The sequence below is a fragment of the Hymenobacter nivis genome (genome assembly GCF_003149515.1).
Taxonomy (GTDB): Bacteria; Bacteroidota; Bacteroidia; order Cytophagales; family Hymenobacteraceae; genus Hymenobacter; species Hymenobacter nivis.
Map to the genome: position 1 here is coordinate 1,172,307 of NZ_CP029145.1, position 21,742 is coordinate 1,194,048.

The following is a 21,742-nucleotide window of genomic DNA, read 5'->3' on the forward strand; positions in this document are numbered from 1 at the left end:
TTGCTGAAGAAAACCTTGACCCCGTGGGCTAGAAGAATGGTCATTCTGGCCGCATTAGCCGCAGGTGCCAGAACCTCTGCCGCCCAAACCAATAAGGCTCCCTTCCCCGAGAAACTACAGGATGGCTTAACCACTTACTTCGCGGCGGACAGCTCGTTGTATGTGAAATTAAATTTCGTGGCACAGCTGTGGGGGCGCTACAACGTCAGCAATCCGGGAACCACCGTGAGCGGCGAATCCGCGCCCGAAACCCTGGACGTTGGTATCCGCCGCCTCCGGCTGGTACTCAGCGGGCAGTTGACGCCCCGCGTATTTGTGTTTGTGCAGTTCGGCCAAAACAGCTTTTCCTACCTGTCGCCCCGAAAGACCGGGGCCTTTTTTCATGACGCAACCGCCGACTTTGCCGTGGTGCCGAAAGCCCTGAGCCTGGGCCTCGGGCTCAACGGGTGGGACGGGCCTTCGCGGTACGCCAACTCGTCCGTAGCCAGCATCCTGGCGCTGGATACGCCCTTGTTTCAAGAGGCCACGAACGACGTGAACGACCAGCAGGTGCGGCGGCTCGGCGTGTACGCGAAAGGCAAGCTTGGGAAAGTAGATTACCGCGTTTCCCTCGGAAAACCCTTCGTGACGCAAACGGCCGCGCCGCCACCCGACCCGATTTCTCCTCATTCCACATACTCCACCCTAAACCCCAAGGCCATAATCCACGGCTACCTGATGTATCAGTTTCTGGACCCGGAAAGCAACACCAGCGCCAGCACCGCCGGGTCGTACCTGGGGAAAAAGCGGGTGTTTAACATCGGGGCAGGCCTGGTGTACCAGGCCAAAGGGGTGTGGCATACCACCTTGGCTGGCGATACGGTTAGTCAAGCCATCCGGCTTTTCGCGGTGGATGTGTTTTACGATGCCCCGCTAAATGCGGCAACGGGCACGGCGATTACCATTTACGGCGGCTATTACCGCTACGATTTCGGCCCCGGCTACCTGAAAAATGAGGGGGTTATGAACCCGGCCGACGGCACCCGCACCGGGGCCGCTTCCTTCAACGGGCCGGGCAATAGCTACCCACTGGTGGGCACCGGAAATATCCTGTATGCGCAAGCCGCGTACCTGGGTAAACAGGGCTTGCTGGGCGAATACGGCACGCTGCAACCCTACGCGTCGGTGCAGTGGGCGCGGTACGACCGGCTCGCCGACCCGATGTGCCTAGCCAATATCGGCGTCAATTGGTTGATTTACGGCAACCATAGCAAGTTCACCGTCAACTATGAAAACCGCCCCATCTTCATGGCCCAGCCCACGGGGGCCATCGAAGCGGCCAGCCGGCGGGGAGAATATGTATTGCAATACCAAGTAGCCTTTTAGCGCGCCGGGCGAGGCTCAGGACCAGGTTACGTGGCAAGTGGGAAGGATTTGAAAGAAACAGCCAGGGCCAGCGGCCCCCGGCCATCCCCTCCCAGGCTCCTGATTATCCTCAGAATCGTACCCGAGCTTTCAACAGGGTAAGCGGCCCTGACGAGTTAAAAGCCGCCTCTTTTTTCCCAAGTGCTGGCTTCTTTCCGCCCGTTGATCATTTCCGGCCAGTGCCCACAACCTAGTAAGCTCGCATCCCCCACCTTATTTCGCTGATTCTCATGAACAAAACCCAATTCAGAAAAGGTGTGGCCCTACTAGCCCTGGGGGCCCTGTCGTGGGTAGGGCTCAGTGCCCGTAGCCCCCAATCACCTGCACGGGCGGCGGCCCCGCCGGTCCAGCAGCTACTGGCCACGCCCCAAACCGTAACAATAGGCTACTACGACGCGGCGGCCCCGCCCAAGCTGCGGATTAAATCGGGCGACGTGGTGCAGATGCAGACGCTGGTGGCGTGTACGCCCGCGCTGCTGGAAGAAGCGGGCCTGCCGCCCGCCCAGGTGCAGCCCGAGCTGCGAGCCATCATCCAGCAGGTGACGGACAAAGGGCCGGGCATTCACATCCTCACCGGCCCCATCTACGTGGAAGAAGCTCAGCCCGGCGACGTGCTCGAAGTGCGCATTCAGGCGGTGAAGCTGGCCGTGCCCTACTCCTATAACGCTTTCACGCCCGGCCACGGCGCGCTGCCCAACGACTTCCCGTATGCCCGCATGCGCATCGTACCGTTGGACCTCAAGCGCTTGGTGGGGCTGTTTGCCCCCGGCATCGAAGTACCGCTGCGGCCCTTTTTCGGCAGCATGGGCGTCGCCCCGCCCGACGTATCGGGCCGCATCAGCTCCTACCCGCCCTGGATAAACGCGGGCAACATCGACAATAAGGAGATGGTGGCCGGCACCACGCTCTTCATTCCGGTACACGCGCCGGGGGCCCTATTCTCGGCCGGCGACGGGCACGCCGCCCAGGGCGACGGCGAAGTGGATTTGAAAGCGCTGGAAACGTCGCTGGTGGGCACCTTCCAATTCATCGTGCACAAGGGCCAGCACCTGAACTGGCCCCGGGCCGAAACCCCCACCGAATACATCGCTATGGGGTTTGATAACAGCCTGGACGAGGCCGTGAGCCTGGCCACCCGCAACATGGTGGACTTCCTCGTCACCGAAAAGCACCTGAGCCGCGACGACGCCTACGTGCTGTGCAGCGTGGCCGTGGACCTGCACGTGACCCAGCTCGTAGACGGTTCCAAGGGCGTACACGCCATTCTACCCAAAAGCCTCTTCATCGCCGCGACGCGCAAGTAAAATCGGGAAGCAAGGGGGAAGAAGGGGTAGCGAGGACTCCAGGCTAACCACAGGATTGCAAGCTACCCTTGCGCTGGGTTTGCCTCAAGCCATTCAATTACAACGTTTGGGCAGTAGGCACGGTATCTAGCTATCAACAGAAGAAGCCGGTCGCTTCTTCGCATTGCCCACTTAAGCAACCTGCGCCAGGCAGGCCCCCCCGCATGAACACGACTGACCCGAAGATAGATTTCAGCAAAGTGCCCGAAGTGACCTTCCTTTTCTGGGTCGTCAAAATCATCGCGACCACCCTGGGCGAAACGGCGGGCGACGCCGTCACGATGTCGATGAACCTGGGCTATTTGGTGGGCACGGCCATCTTTGCCACGATTTTCGTACTGGCCATCACCGTCCAGGTTCGGGCCACGAAGTTTCACCCGTATTTGTTCTGGTTTGTCATCGTGGCCACGACTACGGCCGGCACCACCCTGGCCGACTTCTTCGACCGCTCGCTGGGCATTGGCTACATCGGCGGCACGTCGATTCTGTTGGCCTTGCTGCTCGCTTGTCTGGGGCTGTGGTACTGGTCGCTGGGGTCGGTATCGGTCAATCAGCTTACCACCCGCAAAGCCGAAGTGTTTTACTGGGCCACCGTCATGTTTTCCCAAACCCTGGGCACGGCGGCGGGCGACTGGGTGGCCGACCCCAAAGCCGGCCTCGGCCTGGGATATGAAGGCGGCGCGCTCGTCTTCGCCGCCGGCTTGGCCCTCGTTGCGGCCGCGTATTACTGGACCACCCTCTCGCACACCGTCTTATTCTGGGCCGCCTTCATCCTGACGCGTCCGCTTGGGGCGACGGTGGGTGATTTTCTGGACAAGCCCCGCGCCAACGGCGGGCTGGAGCTGAGCCGCTACACGGCCTCGGCCGTGCTGGCCGCCCTCATCATCATTGGGCTGCTGGTATTCCCCCAGCGGGCCGAGCGCGTCCCAGCAGTTGCCGCGGGGCCGGGCGCACGGGGCGAGAACGAAGCGGCCTGACGGATGCGCTACCGGCCAGGAAGCGCACAGAATTAACATTTATTTTTACGTTCGCTGGCTCCTAATCGGCAAGCGGAGTCCCATGAAAATCCTGCTGGTTGAAGATGAGCCCGGCCTGCGCTCGGCCATCGTCGATTGCCTGGTGCAAGACGGCTACGTGTGCGAAATAGCGCCCACCTACGCGCTGGCCCACGAGAAAATCAAGCTTTATCAGTACGACTGCGTGGTGGTGGACCTGACCCTGCCTGACGGCAACGGCCTCGACCTTATCCGGGCCCTCAAAGCCGATGGCTCGGCGGCGGGGGTGCTCATCATCTCAGCCCGGGCCGCACTCGACGACCGGCTCACGGGCCTGGGGCTGGGGGCCGATGATTACCTGGTGAAGCCCTTTCACCTCTCCGAGCTGAACGCCCGGCTCAAGGCCATCATCCGCCGCCGGCAGTTTCAGGGGCAGCAGCAACTCGTGTTCCGCGACCTGGTAGCCTGGCCCGACGATGGACGGGTTTTCGTGCACGGCGCACCCATCGCGCTCACCAAGAAAGAGTATGACCTGCTGCTGTATTTGTTGGCCAACCCCCAGCGCGTGCTCACCAAGGAGGCCATCGCCGAGCACCTCTGGGGCGACGAGGCGGATGCTTCCGACTCGTTCGACTACGTCTACACCCACCTGAAAAACCTGCGCAAGAAGCTCCAGGAAAAGGGGGCCGGCGACTACATCCAAACCATTTACGGGCTGGGCTACCGCCTACGGGATGTATGAAGCTACTCGCCAAAACCAATCGTTACTACCTGCTGCTAGCCGCGGCCTTGTTCGCCCTGGGCGGGGTAGTGCTGTACTTCAGCCTGAACTGGGCGCTGCGCAACGAAGTGGACGAACAGCTCCTCGACCAGCAACGCATCCTCACCCGCGCCCGCACCACCCCCCGGACCAATGCCCTGCTGGGGGATTCGCTGCGGGTGAGCCGCACGCCGGTGCCCGAGGGCCTGCACGATGCCGTGCGCTACGACGAGGAAGAGCAAACCATGGTGCCTTACCGCGAGCTGAGCTTTCCGGTGCAGCGGGCCGGCACCCGGTATTGGGTGACGCTGCGCAAGTCGCAGCTGGAAACGGCCGACTTGCTGCTGTTGGTGCTGAGCGTGATGCTGACCGTACTGGGAGGGTTGTTCGGGAGCTTACTGGTGCTTAACCGCTGGCTGGCCCGCTGGCTGTGGGCCCCGTTCCAGCGTACGCTGGCCGAGTTGCGCGCCTACGACCTCCACCGGCGCGGCCCGTTGGCGCTCCTGGCCACGCCCATTGACGAGTTTACCGAACTAAACCAGGCCCTGACGCAGATGAGCGCGCGCCTGGCCGCCGACTACCAACGCCTCAAGGACTTCACCGAAAACGCGGCCCACGAAATCCAAACCCCCTTGGCCATCATGCAGGCCCAGCTGGAACAGCTCGTGCAGGACGACACCCTGCGACCCGCCTCGGCTGCAATCGTGGGCGCGCTTTACGGGGCCACCCGCCGCCTCTCGCGCCTGCACCACGCCCTGACCCTGCTCAGTAGCATCGAAAACCAGCAGTTCGCGCTGGCCGTGCCCGTGCGGCTGGACCAGGTAGTGGCGGAAAAAGCCGGCCAGCTGGAAGAGCTGGCCGCCGCCCGGGGCCTGACGCTGCGCGTGGTGGTGACGGGGGTGCCGGTGCTGACGATGCACCCTGGCCTGGCCGATTCGCTGGTGGCCAACCTGCTCCAGAACGCCCTCAAGCACAGCCTCGGCGGCAAGGTTATCGAAGTCACGCTCAGCGTCGATGCGCTGGTCGTGGCCAACGCCGGCCCAGTCATCGAAGGTGACCCCGCCCGGTTTTTCGAGCGGTTCTGCAAGCACCACGCGGCCTCCGCTTCGCCCGGCCTGGGCCTGAGCATCGTGCAGCAGATTTGTCAGCACTACGGATTTGGGCTAAGCTACACGTTTGGGCCGGCCGGGGCCATCCACACGCTGCGGGTGGACTTTTCTACGCCAATAACCACCACGTAAACAAGGGACTAGCATCACAGAAAAATCACAGGTTCGGGCAATAGCTTTGAGTATAATTTCACCAACAACCCTATTTTACTGATGAAGCAAGTCCTGATGATGGCCGCCTTTGCCTTGGCACTGACCGCCCCTGCCCACGCCCAAATGCTCAAGCCGGCCCAGGTGCCCGCCGCGGTGAAGGCCACCTTCAAAGCCAAGTTTCCCGCCGTGACCAGCAACACCTGGGAGAAGGAAGGCGACAAGTACGAAGCCGGCTTCAAGCAAAACGGCGTCACCATGTCGGCCCTGATTACCCCGGCCGGCGAACTGGTGGAAACCGAGTCGGATATGTCGCCCGCCAAGCTGCCCGCCGCCGTCCGCACCAAGCTGGCCAGCGACTACAAGGCCTACAAGATTAATGAGGCCGCCACCATCGTGCGGGCCGATGGCTCGACCGTGTACGAGGCGGAGGTAGCACGGGGCGGCAAAGCCCACGACGTGCTGTTCAACGCCGACGGCTCGCTGGCCAAGAAATAACCCACGTGTAGGCCCGCCCCCGATGCCTCACCCCGTCAGCCCCCCCCCCGGGCTGGCGGGGTGTTGGCCGTGGTTAAAAGTTCGGTCCAAAAGTCGCATTTGCCAGATAGCTTTGCTAGTTTGAGTACCGAAAAGCCGTTTTCAGGGCATTAGTGGTACTTTAATTACATAAACCTGTTTCGGATACCGCTTTTTTTCTCGTTGAGGGGGCAATAGGCTGTTGCTGCAACTGTACCCGAAAAGGGCCGTTTTCGTGCCCCTTTAGCCGTTTTTAAATCCAACACATGGGCCAAATGCGACTTTTGGACCAAACTTTTAACCAAGGCCAATGATAGCGCCGGTGGCCCGAATAGCCGGCCGCGAGAGGTGGGCCTGCACCTCCTTCTCGCGGGCATCGGGCACTATTAGGTAGAGCGCCGTTTCGTGCTCGGGCATGGAAAACGCCAGATCCGTCAGCCGCAGGATGCCGCTGTAGATGCTAGTGCTTTTTTCCACTTCAAAAGCCGCTACCACACGGCTAGTGCCGGGCGCGAACCACACGATATCAATCAGGCGGATGGTGCTGGCCACATCGGCGGGCACGGGTAACTTGGGGTGCTGGTCGAGGCAGAGAAACGAGAGCTTCTGACCCTGACAGTGGTGGTTACGGTCGTTGATAGCCGTAGTTACGTCGCAGCCCATCGCCACCTGGAAGACGTGATGCAACTCGGCGAGCATCGTATCGCCTCGCACCAACACGCGCCGGCAAATTTGCGGGCTGATACCCAGCAGATGAACCTTGAGCTGGTAGACCGCCGCCAACCGGTCAGTACCGGATAAGATAGGAGCAGCTGGGTGGGGCATGGTGTTCACCGACAGAAAGGGGCTCTCCAGTTAAGTCAGAAGGCGGTTACCCTCGATTGCCCCACACTTTTTGATGCTCTCCTTTATTTTATGGTCAGCTTACCAATTCACGCCCACCGTAAACCAGCGGCTGGCCAAGCTGTCGATTAACTTTTATGCCAAACTTTTAACCAAGGTCCCCTTTTCAACCTACCTTAGCCCAGCTGTCCGTTTACACCCGACCGCCTCCGTTATCCTTTGTTTAACGGGTGAGCTCATGCCACAACTATAAATAATTGGGCGCTGGCCTGCACGGCCGGTGAACCGTGCACGATGAAGGAAAGCGAAAAAAAATATCGGCGCTTGATTGAAGCAAGCCAAGATTTATTGGTTACGATTAATTTAGAAGGCAACATCCTCGACACGAATGAGGCAGCGGTAACGCTGACGGGCGTGGAACGTGACACCTTGCTGGGGGCTGATTTCTTTGCTTTTTTTACCGAGCCGGAACTAGTGCGAGAGGCCTACCGAGAAGTAATAGCCAACGGGGCGGTCAGCAACGTGCCGTTTACGCTCCGGCACACCAATGGCATGCTGACCGAGGTTTTGTTTGATGGCGCTGTGAACAAGGACGACCAGGGCACCGTGCTGGGCGCCGTGGTAGTGGCCCGGGAAGTGGCCGAGAAAAACTGGGCCACGGAGCTGGGCATTGCCAATAAAGAGCTGGCTTTTCAGCATAACGAAAAGGAAAAGCGGGCCGATGAGCTAAGCATTGCCAACGAGGAGCTGGCATACCAGAACGACGAGAAAGAGAAGCGGGCCCAGGAGTTGAGCGTGGCCAACACGGAACTGGCTTTTCAGAACGATGAAAAGGAAAAACGCGCCGCTGAGCTAAGCATCGCCAACGAGGAACTCGCCTTCCAAAACAACGAAAAGGAAAAACGCGCCGCTGAGCTGAGCATCGCCAACAAAGAGTTGGCGTTTCAAAACGACGAGAAAGAAAAGCGCGCGGCCGAACTTGGTATTGCCAATAAAGAGCTGGCTTTTCAAAACGATGAGAAAGAAAAGCGGGCCCAGGAACTCATCATTGCGAATACTGAATTGGCATTTCAGAACGACGAGAAAGAGAAGCGGGCCCAGGAACTAGGCGTTGCCAACACTGAATTGGCGTTTCAGAACAACGAAAAGGAAAAACGAGCGGCCGAACTAAGCATCGCTAACAAAGAGCTGGCGTTTCAGAACGACGAGAAGGAAAAGCGGGCGCAGGAACTAATCGTTGCGAATGCGGAGCTAGCCTTCCAGAACGACGAAAAGGAGAAGCGGGCGCAGGAATTGAGCATTGCCAACGTTGAGCTGGCGTTTCAGAACGACGAAAAGGAGAAGCGGGCCGCCGAATTGGTCATCGCCAACAAAGAACTGGCGTTCCAAAACGACGAGAAGGTAAAGCGGGCGGCCGAGCTGCGCGTGGCCAACTACGCCCGGGGGCTGATTGAGGCCAGCCGCGACCCGCTCGTTACCATCAGCCCGGAGGGGAAAATAACGGACATGAACCAGGCCACGGTGAACATCACCGGTATGGACCGCGCCCAGCTGATTGGGTCCGATTTCTTCGTATACTTCACCGACCCGCAGATGGCGCGTGAGGTCTACCAGGAAGTGTTTGCCAAGGGCACAGTGGCCGATTCGCCCCTCACGCTGCGTCATAAAGACGGCAAGCTGACGGATGTGCTCTTCAACGGGTCGGTGTATACGAACGACGAGGGTAAGGTGCTGGGCGTGGTGATCGTGGCCCGCGACGTGACCGACCAAAAGCGCATTGCCACCGAGCTGATTGAGGCCAAATTTGCGGCCGAGCGCGCTACCGTGCGGGCCGAAGAAGCCCAGGCCAAAGCCGAAAGCGCTACCGGCATCGCCGAAAACGCGGTGAAGGCTAAGCAACAGTTTCTCAGCAACATGAGCCACGAAATTCGAACGCCCATGAACGCCATCATCGGTTTTACGAAGGTGGTGCTGAAGACCGAGCTGACCGATAAGCAGAAGGAATACCTGACGGCCATCAAGCTCAGCGGCGATACGCTCATTGTGCTCATCAACGACATTCTGGACCTGGCCAAGGTGGACGCGGGCAAGATGACCTTTGAGCAAATTCCGTTCAAGCTCTCGGCGTCAGTAGCGGCGATGGTGCACTTGTTTGAAACCAAGATTCAGGAAAAGAACCTGGCCCTGGTAATGGACTACGACGCCAAAATCCCGGAAATGGTGGTGGGCGACTCGGTGCGGCTGCACCAGATTATCCTCAACCTGGTGAGCAACGCCGTCAAGTTTACGAGCGAAGGCACCATTACCGTAGGCGTGCGGATGCTGGTGCAGGACAAGGAGAAAGTCATCCTGGAGTTTGCCATCACCGACACCGGCATCGGCATTGAGGAAGAAAAGCTGAGCACCGTATTCGACGACTTTCAGCAGGCCACCAGCGGCACGAATCGCCTGTACGGCGGCACGGGGCTGGGCCTGGCCATTGTCAAAAACCTAGTGGAGCCCCAAGGCGGTACCATTAACGTAAAAAGCAAAGTGGGCGTGGGCTCAACCTTCAGCTTCATCCTGAGCTTTGGCAAAACCACCGAGAGAGCCAACGCCGAGTCGGGCCTGACTGTTGAGCTGGAAACCGGGTTTCAGGACATCAGAATCCTGGTAGTGGAAGACATCGCCCTCAACCAACTTTTAATGAAGACGCTGTTGGAAGACTTCGGCTTTGAGATAGAAGTGGCTGGTAATGGCAAAATAGCCCTCGAAAAGCTGCGCACCACCCGCTACGACATCGTGCTCATGGACCTGCAAATGCCGGTCATGAATGGCTTTGAGGCCACCGAATATATCCGCAACGAACTGCACCTAACCGTGCCCATTATTGCCCTCACGGCCGACGTGACGACGGTGGATGTGGAGAAATGCAAGGCCGTGGGTATGAACGACTACCTCTCAAAACCCATTGACGACGGGCTGCTCTACGGCAAAATCATCAAGTACTTGAGGCAGTCCGACTTCGCCCAACCCGAGGTGGCGCCGGCCGCCGGCGATCCGCAAGCCCCGTCCCAGACCTGCGTCAACTTCGACTACCTGAAACGGATAACCAAGAGCGACGCCCGCATGGCCGAAATGATTGGCCTCTACCTGCAGGAAATCCCGCAGTTGGTACAAACCATGAAAAAGGCCATTGCCGAAAAGGACTGGATTGCCCTGAAGCACGCCACGCATTCCATCATCCCCACCTTTGCCACGATGGGCATGAACCCGGAATTTGAGGATATTGCCAACGCTATTCAGGCCCTGGCCGTGGGTCTGATTTCCGCGGGCGATGGTGCCAGCCGGGAAACCATGACCGGCTTGCTGTCCTTGTTTTCGAAGATAGAAACTGCCTGCGCCCTGGCCGCCCAGGAGCTGGAGGAAAAGCTACGGTCACTCTCCCGCAGCCTTGCCCGGGCGCAGCACACCAAGTAGAAAGGCCCCTGGGCAAAGGACTGCGCAGCAGCTAGCGTCGTGCAAGTGCCCAGTGCCCGAAGCCTGCGGGGAACTGGCGCTGAAAGTGCAGCTGGAGGATAGGACCAAGCTTTTCTTTGGCGAGGGGGTTCGCCAACCAAGCCCACGATGAGCAGCGACCAATGCGGGCCTGGTCGATGGAAGTCATAGAAGCGGTGTGCATGCCGATGGCCACCGCTGGCTGCTGCGCGGCGGGCAGTTGTTGGCCTTCTTATAGCAGCGAGGGGACAAAATTACTGTAAGCAGTTTCGAATCAGGATCAGAAAGCCGCAACTTATTGTTTGTGTGCGTATTGCAGCCTACTTATTCAATTCTTTTAACGAACAGGGTTCAAAAAGACAGCCCAAAAAGAAGCAGCCAACTGGCCTATTGAACCTAACTTTTGAAGCCTCACGTAAGTAGCATACTGTTAGATGTCAGACACATACGATATTGCGTTTAGCCTTAGAGTAAATTTAACCCCCTGCTACTATGAGAAGGCCTAAATGCGTGAAATGCAGGTTTTCTGCCGTGAGAACGCACTATCAGTCCCTATTTTCGTCTAAAAAATGGCGGTTGACAAGTTCGTCAATTAACCTTTGGACCAAACTTTTGGCGGTGGTCCAAAGTGGGGTGATACTCTATTTTCAGTTATTAACGCGTTCTAATGGGAACCACTTGAATGGAATCAGAAAAGCGGAAAACAGTGTGTCAAGAAGCAGAATTAAATGCTGGAATCACCCCGCTTTGGACCACCGCCAAACTTTTAACCAAGGCCATTTCTCCCATAACTTCAGATACCGCAGGCGAAGTCTAGCTCAGCTTTTCGCGCACAGCAGCTACGAACTGCTCAGGCGTTTGCTTGTCGCTGAGCACGTAGAGGTGCCCGCCAAACGTGCCGCCCCGCTGCTGCACCAACGCCGCAAACTGCTCCACGTACCGCTGGCTAAACTTGCCACTGAGCGTGTTGAAGAGCACTACTTTTTTACCGGCTAGCTCGATGTTGTGCAAAAAAGCCCAGGCCTCCGGGGCAGAGGTGCCAAGCCAGACAGGCGCACCAATATAGATGGTATCGTAGGCTGATACGTCGAGCGTAGCCGGCGTGATAGTGGCTGTGCGCCGGTGAGAATTCAAGATGGCCCAGACATATCCCAAGGCACCCTGATAGCTAGGGTCAACCAGCTCTACCAACCGGGCCTTGTGCTGGCGGGCGATTTCGGTTGCCATTAGCCGGGTGAAGCCTGAGCGCGAGTAGTAGGCCACCAGCGTGCGGCCGTCGCCGTCAGTATGTGGGTTGGCCGGCAGGTGGTGTGCATTCGCCCGGGCGTGGTTAGGGCGGGTTATTACGGCGGCCAGCGCGAGCATCCCGACACCTGCAAGTGCGGCCCATGGCCAGTTCTGAGAGCGAAAATTCATAAAAATGCGCTGCGTTAGCCAGGATTATAAATGGTGTAGCTATGAAGCTATGGCCTTGATTAAAAGTTTGGTCCAAAAGTTACATCACCCTATCAAGTAGAGGCGGTAATGCGTGCGGGAAGCAATCAAACGGGCATTTTCAGGTACCCGCTACTCGTTGCCTCCGGGTAGCTACTAGCACGACGAAATGAGGTATCCGGAACCCACAGCAGCAATCAAAATATCCGATAAGTGCTTCTGGTGACTTTCCGGTAGGCTCATTCGGCGGAGTGGGCCGGTCATGTAACATCCGTACCGAACTTTTAACCAAGGCCATTATAGGTCCCTATTCTATCCAGATTTACTCAACCACCACAATACAGTAGAACCTTGATTTAGACGATCCGGAAGGAGCCCTGAACAAGGACTACTTTCTTTGGACCGTCAATATCTTAAACGTTCCCGGGATCATTTCGGGGCGGAAGGTGTCCTTGGTAGCGGGTTTAAACACAGCGGAGGGCAGGTACACCTTGTGAGTGGTTTGGTCCACCGCGATCGTGCGGGTGCCGGGTTTGGTAACGACATTGCCGACGAGCATAAACTTATTGGCCGACAGCTCTTGAATCACCGTCAAGGTGCCCTCGCCATTGGCCGAATACGCCGTTTTGAAGCGGTTGTCAAACCCGGCGCCGTCCGCCCCCTCCCCGGTCGGGAAACTGGCGAGGACCCGGCCGTTGGTCGCGTCCATCACGATCATCCGCTGGTTGCCGCACGTGGCAAACAGCCGCATCGTTGCCCGGTCCATGCTCAGCCCCGAGGCCCCCGTGCCGGGCGTATTGGGCCAGCGATGGGTGATTTTGAACGTCGCGGCATCGACCACGGTGACTTCCGCTTTCTCGGCGTTGTTGACATAGATATGGCCCTTGCCGTCACTGAGCGCGGTTTCGGGCCAGCCACTGAGTTGGATGGTGGCCACGACCGTATCGTGCGTGGGATCGATCACCGTCATGTTTTTACTCCGGCCGTTGCACGTAATCACTTTTTTCGAAAAGTCATCGTAGAAAATGGCATCCGTGAAGTTGCCGGTGGGCACGCGCGCCAGGATTTTATTCGTGGCCAGGTCAAAGACCAGGACTTGATTCATCGTGCCGTTGCTGATATAGCCTTTGCCCAAAGACGGCACCAGGGCAATGCCATGGGCATCCTTTTCGACGGGAATAATCCCGATAGAGGCGCCGGTATTCTTGTTGAGAATGTCGACTTGCGCGCCGTGGGCCACATACAATTTATCCGACGCGGGGTCGACCGTCAGGTAATCGTAGCCGCCCCCGCCTTTCACCGCGAAGGCCGCGCTGACCCAGTAGGTTGGGGTGGGTTGGGCGTGGGCGATGGTGGCCGGCCAGAGCAGCGCGGCCAAAAAATACGGCTTTCTCATGCGAGTGTTTTTGCTGTAGTGGTTGAATTTAACGGGTTAAGCAGTTGCCGGAACGGGTAACAAGCGCAACGACCGGAATGGGGGCATCTGTGACTTGCCCGCGGGCACCTTTGCCCGCCGGAAAGAAGGAAGGTAATGCCATTCGTTAACTACTGGTTGAAAAACATTAGCTAGTCGGGTATAATTTAGCTAGTTTGATGCGAGCGTCGGCCGTTTTGAACTGCCAGTTGCGGGGCTTAGGCCGCGCATTCTGGCGGTCTTGCCACTGTTCTACCACGTGGCGGACCTGCTCGCTGGTGGTGAACGGCTGGTCGAGGACCTGGCGACTAAGGACGGAGAATTCGATTTCGGCCATGTTCAGCCAGGAGCCGTGGGCCGGGGTGTAGGTGATGTCCATCCGTCGCAGATAGGCCTGGGCCACGGCAGGCGGAAAGTGGGCGTAGAAAAAGCTGCGCTTGTGCGTACGCAGGTTATCCATGACCCAGTGCACCTTCTTGGCCTCGCGGTAGGTCGAGTCCATCTGCCGGGCCACAAACTGCACCCAGGTGGCGGCTTTGTGGTCGGCCTCGACCGTCAGGCAGCGCCAGCCCCGTAAGGGCTCCGTGGCCACGAATAACTCCACCACGCCCCGGCGCACGTATTCCGAATCGCGGCAGCGCTGGCCGGTAGAGGTGATAAACGTTTCGTAATCCAGTAGTTGCTTGGGCGACTCGTCCAGGCAAACGACCGGATAGTCTGCGTCATAGGGTTGCTCGTAGAGGTCGAGTACCTGCTCCATCTGACAGACAAAAGAAGCGCTCTGCTCCGCCGGAATCACCCACTGCTGCGGGCCGTTGAACGGCTTGAGTTCGTTTTTTTTAGCAGCCGCGCCACCATCGTGGTCGAGATATGTTCGACCACTTGGAGTTCGACCAGCTGGTCGGCCAGCAACTGGAGCTGCCAGCGGGGCTGCTCGTCGGGCGGGGTCTGGCAGAGCAGGGCCAGTAAATGGGCTTCCACCCGCCCATCTATCTTCTTGTCCGAACGCGTTTTACGCGGCTTCGGCTCAAACAGGGCCATCCCTTCTTCGCAGAACTGGCGGCGCACCCGTTCGACGGTTCGGGTACAGACACCCAGTACGGCGGCTAGGTCGGCCGCCGGCCGGCGGCCAGTCTGTTCGTCGCTATTCAACAGAATCTGAATTCGTTGCAGTTTGGGCGAATGGCTTTTGTATTTCTTTTGCCAGCCTTCCAGGGTCTGGCGTTCTTCTGGGGTCAAATGCAGCCGATACCGTATCATATAGCAAGTGCTTTTGGAATAAACACCAACCGACTCAGTACTGTTTTTCAACCACTAGTATGGCCACGGATGAAGCCAGCCCCCGCACGCGGTTGGGGAAAATCTCCGAAATCAGCACCCAGGTAACGGGGGCCAGCGAGGTGGCGTAGGTGGCAATGGCCAGCAGTACGAAAATGGACAGCAGCCCCGCCGACGCGCCGGTTTGCAGCAGCGTGGCGATGATGACGTATAAAATACTAAGCCCAATGGATCCGAACAGCATCAGCGGCTTGCGGCCCAGCTTATCGACCTGCCACATCGCCACTACCGTAAACACTAGGTTGACAATGCCAATGGCTACCGTCTCGAACAGTTGCCGGTCTAAATTAGCCCCCACGGTCTCGAAAATGGTCGACGTATAGTTGAACACCACGTTGATACCGCACAGCTGCTGAAATACCGCCAGCCCAATGCCCACGAAAACCGCCGCCCGGATACCTGGCGCCAGCAATTCCGACAACGCCACTCTCGACTTGTTTGCGGATGAGCTATGCACGTCGGCTACCGTTTTCTCGGCAAAGGTGCGCCCGCCGATACGTTGCAAAATAGCCGTGCCCCGCTCCACCATGCCGTTCTGAATCAGCCAGCGCGGGCTCTCGGGCAGCCAGATAACCCCCACCAGAAACAGCACGGACGGCACCGCCCCCAGCCCAAACATCAGCCGCCAAGCATCGGGACCGTTGTCGGCCAAGCCGTAGTTGACCAGGTTGGTAATCAGGATGCCGATGACAATGGTGAGCTGGTTGACGGCCACGTTGCGCCCCCGGATTTCGGCCGGCGACACCTCGGCGATGTACATCGGGCTGAGCATAGAGGCCATGCCCACGCTGATACCCGCCACGAAGCGGGCCATCATAAATAGGGTCAGCGAGCCGGACATGGCCATGCCGATGGATGAAATAGCGAAGATTCCCGCCGCAACCATCAGGGCCGGCCGACGGCCGTAGCGGTCTGCGAGCCGGCCGGCTACCACGCAGCCCGCCATGCACCCCAGGGCTAGCGTGCCGGTCAGAAACCCCTCCCACCAAGCGGTTAACCCAAATACCTTGCGCAAAAGCGGCAGTGCCCCGGCAATTACGGCAAAGTCAAAGCCAAACAGGTAGCCGCCTAATGCCGAAATAAAGGAGATTCCAAGGGAATAGGTATTGCTGACGCGGTTGCTATCCATGTAAGTTGCTTGATTATTTCAAGGAAGGTGGAAGCAAAAATATCAGTTTACGCCTGGTTGTTACCATAGTACTTCTGACGGAATAGCTGGACGAAGTAACGAAGCGGGCCGCCGCCCTGCAAACTCGGTGCCAGCCCCGGTACAACTTCCGATGGGCCTGCAATAAGCCGGGTTAAACGTAGCCCGAAGCAGCAACTGCGCCACTAGTACCGCTGCATCCTCTTGCTGCCTTTTTTGCTGATTCAAACAGGAATTGCTAATGCGTTCTAGGCTTTAGAACGCCATGAGCGGGTATGACGAAGATTTGCGCAACGCCTATCTCACTTAGTTTCTTGTGCAGTCACAAATCTCTCCGTTTACTATTTTTACCGAAGCTTACTTTAGCAGCGGAAAGGGTGTAGCCTTTTCCACTCACCGCCCGGTTCATAGTGGCAATGGCCTGCTGTTTGAGATTTCCCAGCGGTTTCACTCACATGTCAATAACTCCTCCCTACGGCATGCGCCTTGCCTACACGAAACCGGGGTCTTGGTTCAGGGCGATGATTTCCTGATTGGTTAGAATGTAAATGGTTTATTTACGCTACCCTACTATTTTAGTTTGCTGAAAACAAGAAGGTTGCCTAATGAGCCGTCGAAATAGCAAGCGTATCTAAAGTCCTGATTCGGCGGCGTTACGGTTTCCGGGCCGGAGGCATTCGCGGAGGGCAGGGCGGCCGCGGCGGCTAAAACCAGCCTTTTGGTAGCCGTGGTTCTGGCGGGTAATTGATGGCACTTTTCCGTGCAGCAGGGCCCCCGCGCGCACCCAAAAAGCGTGGGCCCGACCCGCGAGGCCAACGGGTTTTTTGAGTCTGTCACGGCCTTGCAGATGGGTGGCCCGCCAGGCAAATCCCCGCCTTTTCAGGTTCTGCAGACACGGTTCAACGGCCCAGCGTTTGCGGTAGAACTGCCCCCCAAAAGCTACGGTGGCCGTGCCAAGCAGAAGCAAGTACTCGCCTGCGGCCAGCGCCGTGACCTGGGCCCCACCCCAGGTACCGTCCACCGGGGAGAACCTAAAAAAGTACGGGGCAGTGATGGTTAACAGCTTCTCAGGTCAACTGGGGAAGCCATAATTGTTGGTGAAAGCAACGAGCCAGTCTACCGCCCCTCGCACTCCTGCCTTGGATACGGCCCAACTGTCCCACGCTTTTTGAGGCTCTCCAAGTACGGCTAAATCAGGTGCAGTAGCTTAGAAATCGCTCCAAGTCAATTAATTGCTGGCATCGGCTTCGAAATGCGAACAGATGGAGTTGGCGGATCTCGTAAAACAAGGGCTACCCCTGGGTTACTCAACCCGTGGCCACGTTGATTCGACCACCTCGTCGTGGGGTGGGCGGTGCTGGCGGGCATATTCGGAAGGTGCTACCCCGTAGATTTTCTGGAAGGTCTTGCTGAAGTATTTGACGTTTTCAACTCCTACCTGAAAGGCTGCCTCCGACACCCGCAGTTGGGGCTGGGCTAGCAGTTGGGCGGCACGCTTCATGCGCACGTCGCGGATAAACTCTACTACTGTTTGGCCAGTAATGCTCTTGAGACGGCGGTAAAGCACCGATTGGCTCATACATAGCTCTCCGGCCAGCACCAGCACGCTGAAAGTGGGGTCGGTGAGGTGTTGCTCGACCGTGCGCATAGCCTGCTCCAGAAAAGTACGGTCGGCGTCGGGGATAACGGCTTCGGTGGGCTCCAGCAGCAGCTGGCGCTGGTAGTACTCGCGCAATTGGCGGCGGTTACGCAGCAGGGCAGCCACCTTGGCTTGTAACAATTGCGGGTTAAAGGGCTTGCTTACGTAGTCGTCGGCCCCAAGGCCGAGGCCCTCTACTTCGTGCAGGGCGGCGGTACGAGCGGTGAGCAGCAGCACCGGGATGTGGCTGGTTTTGGGGTGCTGCTTGAGGCGGCGGCACAGCTCTAGGCCGTCGCTGCGAGGCATCATGACATCGCTCACAATTAGGCTGGGAAGCTGCGACAGAGCCATCTCCCAGCCTTCGAGGCCATCGGCGGCGGCCAGCACCTCAAAGCTAGGCGCGAAGAGTTGCTGCAAGTACTGGCGCACCTCATCGCTGTCTTCCACCACCAACAGGCGGGGTAGACTGGCCAGCGTCACGGGCTCGTTGGCGAGGGGTAGCGCGTCGGCGTCTTCTGAATCCAAGGCCGCTCCAGGCAGCGGCTCGGCAGGCGTAGCTAACTCGGTATCGGGAGGAAGGACATCGGCGGGGTGCAAATGGGCCTGGCCGAAGGGCAGCAGCAGCCGGAACGTACTGCCCGCCCCTACCTGGCTTTCGACCTGGATGCCGCCGCCGTGGCGCTCCGCAAATTGCTTCACTAGCGAGAGCCCGATGCCAGTGCCCGTCATGCGCAGCGTATCGGTGTGCGAAGCCTGGTAATAGGGGTCAAAAATGTGCGCAAGTTCGGCCGCCGCGATACCCGTGCCGGTGTCCACCACGCTTATTTCCAAGTAATTGCCCAGCGGCAGGCCCCCGGCAAACACCGCCTTGCCGCCGGGCGTGCCCACTACCGTGGCCGCTACCTCGATGCGCCCGCCCTCGGGCGTGTACTTGAAGGCATTGGCCAGCAGGTTGGTGAGGATAATTTCAAGCTTGCTGCGGTCGAAGTACAGCCCGACATCTTCGGCGGGCAAGTCGAGCAGGTACGTGAGGCGACGCTCGGCGGCCTTCTGTTCAAAGGCCGCGAATACTTCGGCTACCAAGCGCAGCACCGGGCCGTAACTGGCCCGCAGCGGCACGTTGCCGCTTTCCACCTTCCGAAAATCGAGCAGCTGGTTCACCAAATCAAAGAGCTTGCGCGTTTGCTTGTGCATGAGCAGCAACTTGTCGCGCAGGCCACTCACGGGATCGTGCGCCCCGATTAGCTCCTCCATTGGCCCTAGAATGAGGGTGAGCGGGGTACGCAGCTCGTGGCTCACGTTGGTGAAAAAGCCGAGCTTGAGATTGGTCAGCTCCTTTTCTTTCTCGACCTGGAAATGCTCAAGGGCCAGCTTATTGCGCAGGTTTTGCTGAGCCATTTCTGCGCGGCGGTACAGGGCGATGGCCCCCAGCAGGGCGGCAGCGTAGAGCAGGTAGGCCCACCCGGTTTTGTACCACGGGGCCAGCACCTCGAACTGCACGGTGGCCGGGGTTTTGGCCCACACCCCCTCGCCGTTATCGGCTTTCACCTCCAGCGTGTAGCGGCCGGGCGGTAGGTTGGCGAAGCTAGCCGTGCGTTGGCCGGGGCCGGGGCGCACCCAGCCGGGGCGGTAGCCGAGCAGGCGGTAGGCGTAGTGCGTTTTCTGCGGGTTAGTGTAGTTGAGGGCCACGAACTCCACCGAAAAATCGTTTTCCGAAGGCTTAATCGTGAGGGTCTGGGGCCAGGTGAGGGGCCGGGGCAGCAGTACGCGACCGTTCAACGATTGGCCCACGGCTACGGACTGGTTCATCACTCGCAGGCCCGTGAACTGCACCACGGGGGGGTAGGGATTGGCCTGAATAGCCGCCGGCTGGAAGTAGTTAATCCCGTTGATACCCCCGAAATACAGCGTGCCATCGGCCCCACGTGCCGCCGCCCCAATCTTGAAAGCATTACTTTGAAGGCCGTCGGCTACATCGTAGCGCAGGTATTGGCGGGTAGCAGGCGTGAAGCGGTAGAGGCCGGTACCACCTATCCAGAGGTTGCCTGCGTCGTCGGGCAGCAGGCTCTCCACGTCGGTTTCGGGCAGGGAGGAGGCGAAGGAGCACACCGCGTCGCGACCCTGCGCATCGGTGGTGAGCTGGTGCAACCCCCCGCCGATGGTACCAATCCAAAGCGCCCCGTTCTTACCCAGCAGCAAGGGCCACACGTAGTTGACGCGCAGGCTATTGGGTAAGCCGGGGGCGTACTGATACTGTGCCAGCAGGCGCAGCGAGTCGGCGGTGGGGCGCAGCTTGAGCAGGCCCGCATTGCGGGTGCTGGCCCACAGCACGTCGCGTTGGGCATCGTAGAGCAAGTAGGTAAACTGGCTAGTGGGCAGGCCACTACGGGCTTGGCAGTAGCGGCCCAATAGGCGGCCATCGGGGCTGAAGCGCAGCAGACCGCCCGAAAACGTGGCTACCCAGAGCGTACCCCGTCCATCCTGAGCTAGGTGCTCGATGCTGGTAGTGCTCAGGTCGAAACCATCGGGTAGGCGGCGGTAGGTGGTGAGGCGCTCGTGCCCACCCGTACGGCGCAGCGCCACCAGGCCGTTGTCGCGGGTACCAAACCAAAGGGTACCGTCGGCGGCCCGGAAGATGGTTGCCACGTCCACGCCCCGCACCGTATCCGACTGCTGGTTGAGGTAGTTGCGGTAGGTGTGGCCCGCTAGGTCGTAGGCTGATACGCCGTTGCGTGAGCCAAACCACAGCGTGTTCGCAGCTTCCTCCTTATAGACAGCATTGACGTAGTTATTGGCGTTGGACAAGGTAGGGCGGCCCGTGAGTTGGTGCCGGAGTTGCCCGAAGGCCCGCTGGCGCAGGTCCACCTTATTGAGCCCCCCAGCCGAGGCGCAGAGCCACACCAGCTGGTGCTGGTCCTCAAAAATCTGGTGCACTCGCTCCGAATTAATGCGGTGGGGCTCTCCGTCGCGGGGCAGCAGTAGGGTCGGGCGAGTGGTTTGCAAAGGGGGCGCGGTGCCGGTGGCGGGCCCCGCCTCCCACACGTAAAGGCCGTAGAGGGTGCCCGCCCACAAGCGCCCGAACGAGTCGAGATGCAGGGCCTGGATGCGCGGGTAACGGCGGGGCAAGGCGTGGGCGGCCAGCGCGTGCCCGGCCCGGCGGTCGGCAGCCGGCACCCAAAACAGTTGCTGTTCGGTACCCGCCCACAGGTCGCCACGGCGGTCAAGGCACAGCGCACTCACGGGCAGCGCCAGCGAAGTAGCTTCTGCCGGCAGGCCGGGCTCGGCGGTGCGCACCACTACCAGGCCCGCGCCCAGCGTGCCTACCCAGGCGTTGCGCTCGGCATCAAGTACCAGGCTTGTGATACCGGCCAAGCTGGGGCGACCGGCGGCCGTGGGCGGCAGCTGGCGCAGGGCCAGCGGCTGGCCCTGCCCGTCGAGCGTCAGCACAAAAAGCCCGTCCTGCGCGGTGCCCACCCACAGGCTGCCCTGGGCGTCGGTGGCCAGGGTCGTCACGTCGCTCAGGGACAGGCGGCGGGCCAGCGCCCGGTAGGCGGGCGGTAGCGCGGCTGTTGCCAGGGGCACAAAAGTATCGTGCGCAGCATCGTAGCGGCTAAGGCCCGCCCGCTCGGCCCCTACCCAGAGTTGGCCGCTGGGTGCCACCAGCAGCGCCTTGATGCGGTTGCCTGACTGCCCATCGCCGGGGTTGATGGGTAGGGCGTAGGACTTTAATTGATAGCCGTCATAGCGGTTGATGCCCCGGTTGGTGCCCACCCAGATGAAGCCGTCGTGGTCCTGCGCCATGCACATGGCATCGCTGTGCGAGAGGCCCTGGTCGACGGTGATGTGCTCGAAGCGCAGTTCGCCCGGCGGGGTGTCCTGGGCGTGCGCCCCTAGCCCAGCTAGCACGAGCATAAGTAGCCAGCAGGTGCGCAGTCCAGACCGATACACAACCATAAAAGACCGTATTGATGACGCAAGCATAAGATTGGGCCGGGAGGTTTGTCGCGCTGCCTTTCTCTTGCCTAAAGGTAGAACGACTCCCCGCCAAGAACATTTAAGGGGCGCTTTTTTACCCTTTCAAGGCTAATTAGAATCCTTTTTGCCGAAAAATGACCCCTTGCGGCGCTGGCCGGCCGGGTACATTTGCTATCCACTTCCGAGCATAACTTCAAG

General features: G+C 59.3%; 14 protein-coding genes. 7 read left to right on the forward strand and 7 right to left on the reverse strand.

Translation table 11 applies throughout. The features are described from left to right. Positions 1 to 162 precede the first annotated feature (162 nt). The 6 genes from DDQ68_RS05125 to DDQ68_RS05150 all read left to right on the forward strand — a co-directional run bounded on the left by DDQ68_RS05125 (position 163) and on the right by DDQ68_RS05150 (position 6,259). On the forward strand, positions 163 to 1,365 hold the full coding sequence (locus DDQ68_RS05125) for a hypothetical protein (protein ID WP_162549866.1): 1,203 nt from the start codon (positions 163 to 165) through the stop codon (positions 1,363 to 1,365). 269 nt (positions 1,366 to 1,634) lie between these two features. Beyond that, positions 1,635 to 2,708, forward strand: coding sequence for an acetamidase/formamidase family protein (locus DDQ68_RS05130; protein WP_109655348.1), 1,074 nt, complete (start codon positions 1,635 to 1,637; stop codon positions 2,706 to 2,708). A gap of 203 nt (positions 2,709 to 2,911) precedes the next feature. Beyond that, positions 2,912 to 3,724 (forward strand): COG4705 family protein, encoded by an 813-nt coding sequence (locus tag DDQ68_RS05135; protein WP_109655349.1) that lies wholly within the window; start codon positions 2,912 to 2,914, stop codon positions 3,722 to 3,724. A gap of 82 nt (positions 3,725 to 3,806) precedes the next feature. Then, entirely contained in the window at positions 3,807 to 4,484 is a 678-nt protein-coding gene (locus DDQ68_RS05140) for a response regulator transcription factor (RefSeq protein WP_109655350.1), read from the forward strand. Beyond that, the gene (locus tag DDQ68_RS05145; RefSeq protein ID WP_109655351.1) at positions 4,481 to 5,743 is read left to right on the forward strand and encodes a sensor histidine kinase; all 1,263 of its coding nucleotides are present in this window, start codon (positions 4,481 to 4,483) and stop codon (positions 5,741 to 5,743) included. Before DDQ68_RS05140 ends, DDQ68_RS05145 begins: the two co-directional genes overlap by 4 nt. 81 nt (positions 5,744 to 5,824) lie before the next feature. Next, positions 5,825 to 6,259: a PepSY-like domain-containing protein gene (locus tag DDQ68_RS05150; RefSeq protein ID WP_109655352.1), complete on the forward strand. Its 435-nt coding sequence runs from the start codon at positions 5,825 to 5,827 to the stop codon at positions 6,257 to 6,259. Positions 6,260 to 6,574: 315 nt separating this feature from the next. Here the strand turns inward: DDQ68_RS05150 and DDQ68_RS05155 are convergent, their stop codons facing one another. Next, positions 6,575 to 7,102, reverse strand: a complete 528-nt coding sequence (locus DDQ68_RS05155; protein ID WP_162549867.1) for a type II restriction enzyme NmeDI-related protein — start codon at positions 7,100 to 7,102, stop codon at positions 6,575 to 6,577. A gap of 342 nt (positions 7,103 to 7,444) precedes the next feature. On the opposite strand from DDQ68_RS05155, the gene DDQ68_RS05160 reads away from it, so the two are divergent. Beyond that, positions 7,445 to 10,579, forward strand: a complete 3,135-nt coding sequence (locus DDQ68_RS05160; RefSeq protein WP_211320232.1) for an ATP-binding protein — start codon at positions 7,445 to 7,447, stop codon at positions 10,577 to 10,579. Positions 10,580 to 11,410: 831 nt separating this feature from the next. On the opposite strand, the gene DDQ68_RS05165 is transcribed toward DDQ68_RS05160, so the two are convergent. The 6 genes from DDQ68_RS05165 to DDQ68_RS05190 form a co-directional block, all read right to left on the reverse strand. Then, positions 11,411 to 12,013 (reverse strand): flavodoxin family protein, encoded by a 603-nt coding sequence (locus DDQ68_RS05165; RefSeq protein WP_109655355.1) that lies wholly within the window; start codon positions 12,011 to 12,013, stop codon positions 11,411 to 11,413. A gap of 406 nt (positions 12,014 to 12,419) precedes the next feature. Continuing rightward, complete coding sequence (locus DDQ68_RS05170) at positions 12,420 to 13,409, reverse strand: YncE family protein (protein WP_162549868.1); 990 nt, start codon at positions 13,407 to 13,409, stop codon at positions 12,420 to 12,422. A 184-nt stretch (positions 13,410 to 13,593) separates the two neighbouring features. Further along, entirely contained in the window at positions 13,594 to 14,205 is a 612-nt protein-coding gene (locus DDQ68_RS23370) for an IS630 family transposase (RefSeq protein ID WP_245897051.1), read from the reverse strand. Positions 14,206 to 14,240: 35 nt separating this feature from the next. Then, complete coding sequence (locus tag DDQ68_RS23375; protein ID WP_211320155.1) at positions 14,241 to 14,684, reverse strand: helix-turn-helix domain-containing protein; 444 nt, start codon at positions 14,682 to 14,684, stop codon at positions 14,241 to 14,243. Between the two features lie 55 nt (positions 14,685 to 14,739). Further along, positions 14,740 to 15,912, reverse strand: coding sequence for a sugar porter family MFS transporter (locus tag DDQ68_RS05180; RefSeq protein ID WP_245897316.1), 1,173 nt, complete (start codon positions 15,910 to 15,912; stop codon positions 14,740 to 14,742). Positions 15,913 to 17,233: 1,321 nt separating this feature from the next. Next, positions 17,234 to 21,481, reverse strand: a complete 4,248-nt coding sequence (locus tag DDQ68_RS05190; RefSeq protein ID WP_162549869.1) for a hybrid sensor histidine kinase/response regulator transcription factor — start codon at positions 21,479 to 21,481, stop codon at positions 17,234 to 17,236. Between the last annotated feature and the right edge of the window lie 261 nt (positions 21,482 to 21,742).